This window comes from Cupriavidus sp. 2SB (genome assembly GCF_005503625.1).
Taxonomy (GTDB): domain Bacteria; phylum Pseudomonadota; class Gammaproteobacteria; order Burkholderiales; family Burkholderiaceae; genus Cupriavidus.
The window spans coordinates 1-3,472 of record NZ_SCMX01000157.1; the positions used below are offsets into that span (position 1 = coordinate 1).

Annotated in this window: 4 protein-coding genes; 3 read left to right on the forward strand and 1 reads right to left on the reverse strand. The window is 65.1% G+C overall.

Annotated features, from left to right (window positions below):
* Nucleotides 1-214 precede the first annotated feature (214 nt).
* Nucleotides 215-1,360, reverse strand: a complete 1,146-nt coding sequence (locus FFS21_RS31705; RefSeq protein WP_137928627.1) for an AGE family epimerase/isomerase — start codon at nt 1,358-1,360, stop codon at nt 215-217.
* Between the two features lie 184 nt (nt 1,361-1,544).
* Here FFS21_RS31705 and FFS21_RS31710 point away from each other — a divergent pair, with 184 nt between their 5' ends.
* The 3 genes from FFS21_RS31710 to FFS21_RS31720 all read left to right on the forward strand — a co-directional run bounded on the left by FFS21_RS31710 (nt 1,545) and on the right by FFS21_RS31720 (nt 3,382).
* On the forward strand, nt 1,545-1,787 hold the full coding sequence (locus tag FFS21_RS31710) for a hypothetical protein (RefSeq protein ID WP_137928628.1): 243 nt from the start codon (nt 1,545-1,547) through the stop codon (nt 1,785-1,787).
* Between the two features lie 151 nt (nt 1,788-1,938).
* Nucleotides 1,939-2,220 carry a hypothetical protein gene (locus FFS21_RS31715; RefSeq protein ID WP_137928629.1) on the forward strand — a complete coding sequence of 94 codons (282 nt, stop codon included), beginning with the start codon at nt 1,939-1,941 and terminating at the stop codon, nt 2,218-2,220.
* A 301-nt stretch (nt 2,221-2,521) separates the two neighbouring features.
* Nucleotides 2,522-3,382 (forward strand): ferritin-like domain-containing protein, encoded by an 861-nt coding sequence (locus FFS21_RS31720; RefSeq protein ID WP_502705221.1) that lies wholly within the window; start codon nt 2,522-2,524, stop codon nt 3,380-3,382.
* The last annotated feature ends 90 nt before the right edge of the window (nt 3,383-3,472 follow it).

The following is a 3,472-nucleotide window of genomic DNA, read 5'->3' on the forward strand; positions in this document are numbered from 1 at the left end:
TTGAGATAGGGGAACTCGACCTGCGCGTACTGTGATACGCGCAGATCACGTGTTACCCATGTCTCCGAACACCTGTTACCCATGTCTCCGGTCTGTACACGCGGGAGAGGGGCTGGGGGAGAGGGCCAGCGGTGAAAGTTGCCACGCCGTCGGCAAGCAGAGCCACCGACCCTCACCCCTAACCCCTCTCCCACTTCGCGGGAGAGGGGAACTATCAGGCGGCAGGCAGCAGCTGACGCAGCGCCTGCCACGCCGTCAGCAGGTGATAAGGCGTAGTCGACGGCATCTCGCTGCGCACCACAGCACCATCCGGCGCCAGGCACTCGTGCCAGCCCCCCGCATGCAGGAAGCGGACGCGGAACTGGTCGATCCATGCCTCGAGTTCCGCCAGCGGCGCCGGATCTTGGTCAACGGCAGCCTTGATCACCAACGCCCGCGCGAACTCCGTCTGGGCCCAGATCCGCTCGATGTCGTCCTGCACATTGCCCTGCGCATCCAGCGCCGCACAAACCCCGAGCGTGCCGGCAGCCACGCCATGGCGACGCGCAAAATCGTAGGCGCGGTGCAGCGCGGGGGTAAGCGGGCCATCCGCAAACAGCGCCGGAGCGGTCATCACCAGCGAATACCACTCGAACTGATGCCCTGCCTCGATGCGATTCCCATCCGTGCCCTGCAGCAACTCGGCCACGCAACCGGTGGCCGGATCGACAAAGCCTGCGTGAACGGACTGCGCCAGCGTGCGCAGCCGATCGGCGAACCAGTCATCGCGAGTAGCTTCCAGCGCAGCCAGGTAACCCTCCGTCAGATGCATGATCGGGTTTTGCACCACGCCACTGCCGTTCGGCGCGAAATCCTGCGACAACGCCGCGTGATAGAGACCGTTGCCATCGGCAAACCGGGATTCGATCACCGCAACGGTCTGGCGCAAGGTCTCCAACGCAGCCGTGTCCTGGCTGGCGCGGTAGTAATGCGCACACGCAAAAACCACGAAAGCGTGGGTGTAGAGGTCGCGCGTACTGTCGAGTGGCACCCCCGCAGCATCGATGCTGTAGATCCAGCCGCCCTGGCCATCCCCGAAATGACGATTCAACGATGCGAACAAGGTCTGCGCATGGGCCAGATCGCCAGCCGTGGCGAATACATAGAGCTGGCGCGCGCAAGCCATGGCGCGATAGCGCTTGTCGGGCAGCGGCTGGCCCGTGGCACCGTCAAGCGCCTCATGCGCCAGTTGCCAACCCGGATTCCAGCCCGCGTGCGTCCAGGCCGGCAGGATGGCCGTATCGAAATGCGCCAGCAGCGCGGTAATACGTTCGACGAGTCGGGCAGGCACGGAAGACGGCACGGCGGAAGAAACAGACATGATGGTTTCGGGAGACCGGAAGGCGACCCCGGGTTCGGGGCGAGAAACGATAGCAGGCCCAGCGCATCATGCAAAGGCCGACAACGCCGCACCGCATCAAATCGGGCTGGCATTGCCCTGCGGCTTTGCTATGGTGAAAGTCCACCGGTCCCCCGGTCCGGTGCCTGCGCCCGGGAGAAATACCATGTCCACCCATCCGATGTCCCTGACCGATCATCGCCGCACGCTCGTCATGCATGTGCTGGAAGACCCTCCGGGGCGCTACACGTGGCGCATCGTGGTGGAGGAAAAATGCGGCGGGGCCGATTGCGACAGCACCATCGAATCCCATGCCGACTATGCCTCGCACGCCGAGGCCGAAGCGGCCTGCTGGGCCACGGGCAACAGCATGCTGGACGGCCAGCGTGCCACGACGGGGCTCCACTGATACGCCACAACCACGGTGACAGCAGACGAAAATACGTGACATTGCGTGACATTGGATGCCAATGGGCACCAATGAGCGCTTGAAGCGCTGCACCGCGCCTTGAACCGCGCACCGGAGCGTCTTAGTCTGGAAGCTCCGAGGGAGAGAAGCGATGGACAAGCCGACCGTAAGCCCCAGCCGCTTTGTCGAAATCATGAACGAGCGGCTCACCTGCCACCCCCTTTATCGAGAGGGGATGCGGGTGTACGCCATCCCGGCCCATTCGGAGCGCCCCCGCAGCCTGGTCTGCGTCGGGCCGCGCGGTACCGAAGGGATCTGCGCGACGATCGAGAACATCGTCCGCGGTGAATGCGATGTCTTTCCGGACATCGGCCAGGACTGGCCGCCTCAACGTCAACCCAGGCCGCCCATGCACGAACATCGTGCTCGCTAGCGGCATCCACGCATGACCAACCAGCCGGCGGACCCTGAAAAGGTCCGCCGGATTCGTTTGTGGCGTGCCGGGGACGCCCGGGAGCAGCATTGCCAGCCGCTGGCTACAATGACTGCCGCACCCCCTGCCCGGAGCGCCAATGAAAAGAACCTTCGAAATCGATGGCGTGGTGGACGATCTGTCCCGCGCCGTAGTTGCCAACGAAGTTGCCAACAAAGGTGCCGCCGAGTCGTTCATCGAGCGCGCCACACAGGTGGCACCCACCGTGGCCCGCCAGGCCATCGAGCAGGCAGACCATGCCATGCGCAACTGGACGGACCCCGAGCCGGGTCCGCTCCGGATCGGCTCTCCAGCCCATCTGCGCATGTTCTGCAACATGCTGCTGCAGACCCACAACCCCTACAAGCCCTCGGTCATCGACTGGCCCGTGCTGCCGCCCGACGCGCTGCGTCGCGTCACCTCGCTGCCGATCTGGGACATCGCCGTGCAGACCGAAGGCCGGGCCTCGGTGCGCGTGCACAGCTTTGCCGCACGGCAGCGCGACGCCCTGCTGCGCAGCGCGCTGGAGATGGATGGCGACGAGGAAGCGCGCCACAAGGTGGTGCTGTCGAAACTTGTGGAAGCCTATGGCATCGAGCTGGCCCCGGAACCCGAATACCTGCCGCCGGCGGACGCCGAGTGGGGCTGGCTGGTCACCGGCTACAGCGAATGCATCGACAGTTTCGCCGCCTTTGGCCTGTTCGCCGCGGCCAAGGATTCGGGCTACTTCCCCGCCGAGCTGGTCGAGACCTTCGAACCGGTGATCCAGGAGGAAGGCCGCCATATCCTGTTCTTCGCCAACTGGGTGGCGTGGTATCGCGCCAGCCTGCCGTGGTGGCGCCGGCCGGCGTTCGCGCTGAAGGTGGCGCGCGTCTGGTTGTTCCTGATCCGCGAGCGGATCGGCATCGCCAAGGGCATCGACGTGAAGGCCGATGGCGCCGCGCAGGACGCCAATTTTCCGATGAACGCGGCGGAGTCGCTGGGCCAGACGCTGTCAGCCGGCGCCATGATCGACCTGTGCCTGGCCGAGAACGAACGGCGCATGGCGGGGTATGATGCGCGCCTTGTGCGCCCCGCCACGGTACCGAAACTGGCCCGTCTGGCACGGCGCTTCATCAGGTAAGTCAACGATGCTGCTTTTCGGATGTTCCCTGCTGACCCTGCTGGTCTGGTGCGTGCTGGTCTTTGCGCGCGCCGGATTCTGGCGGGTGCG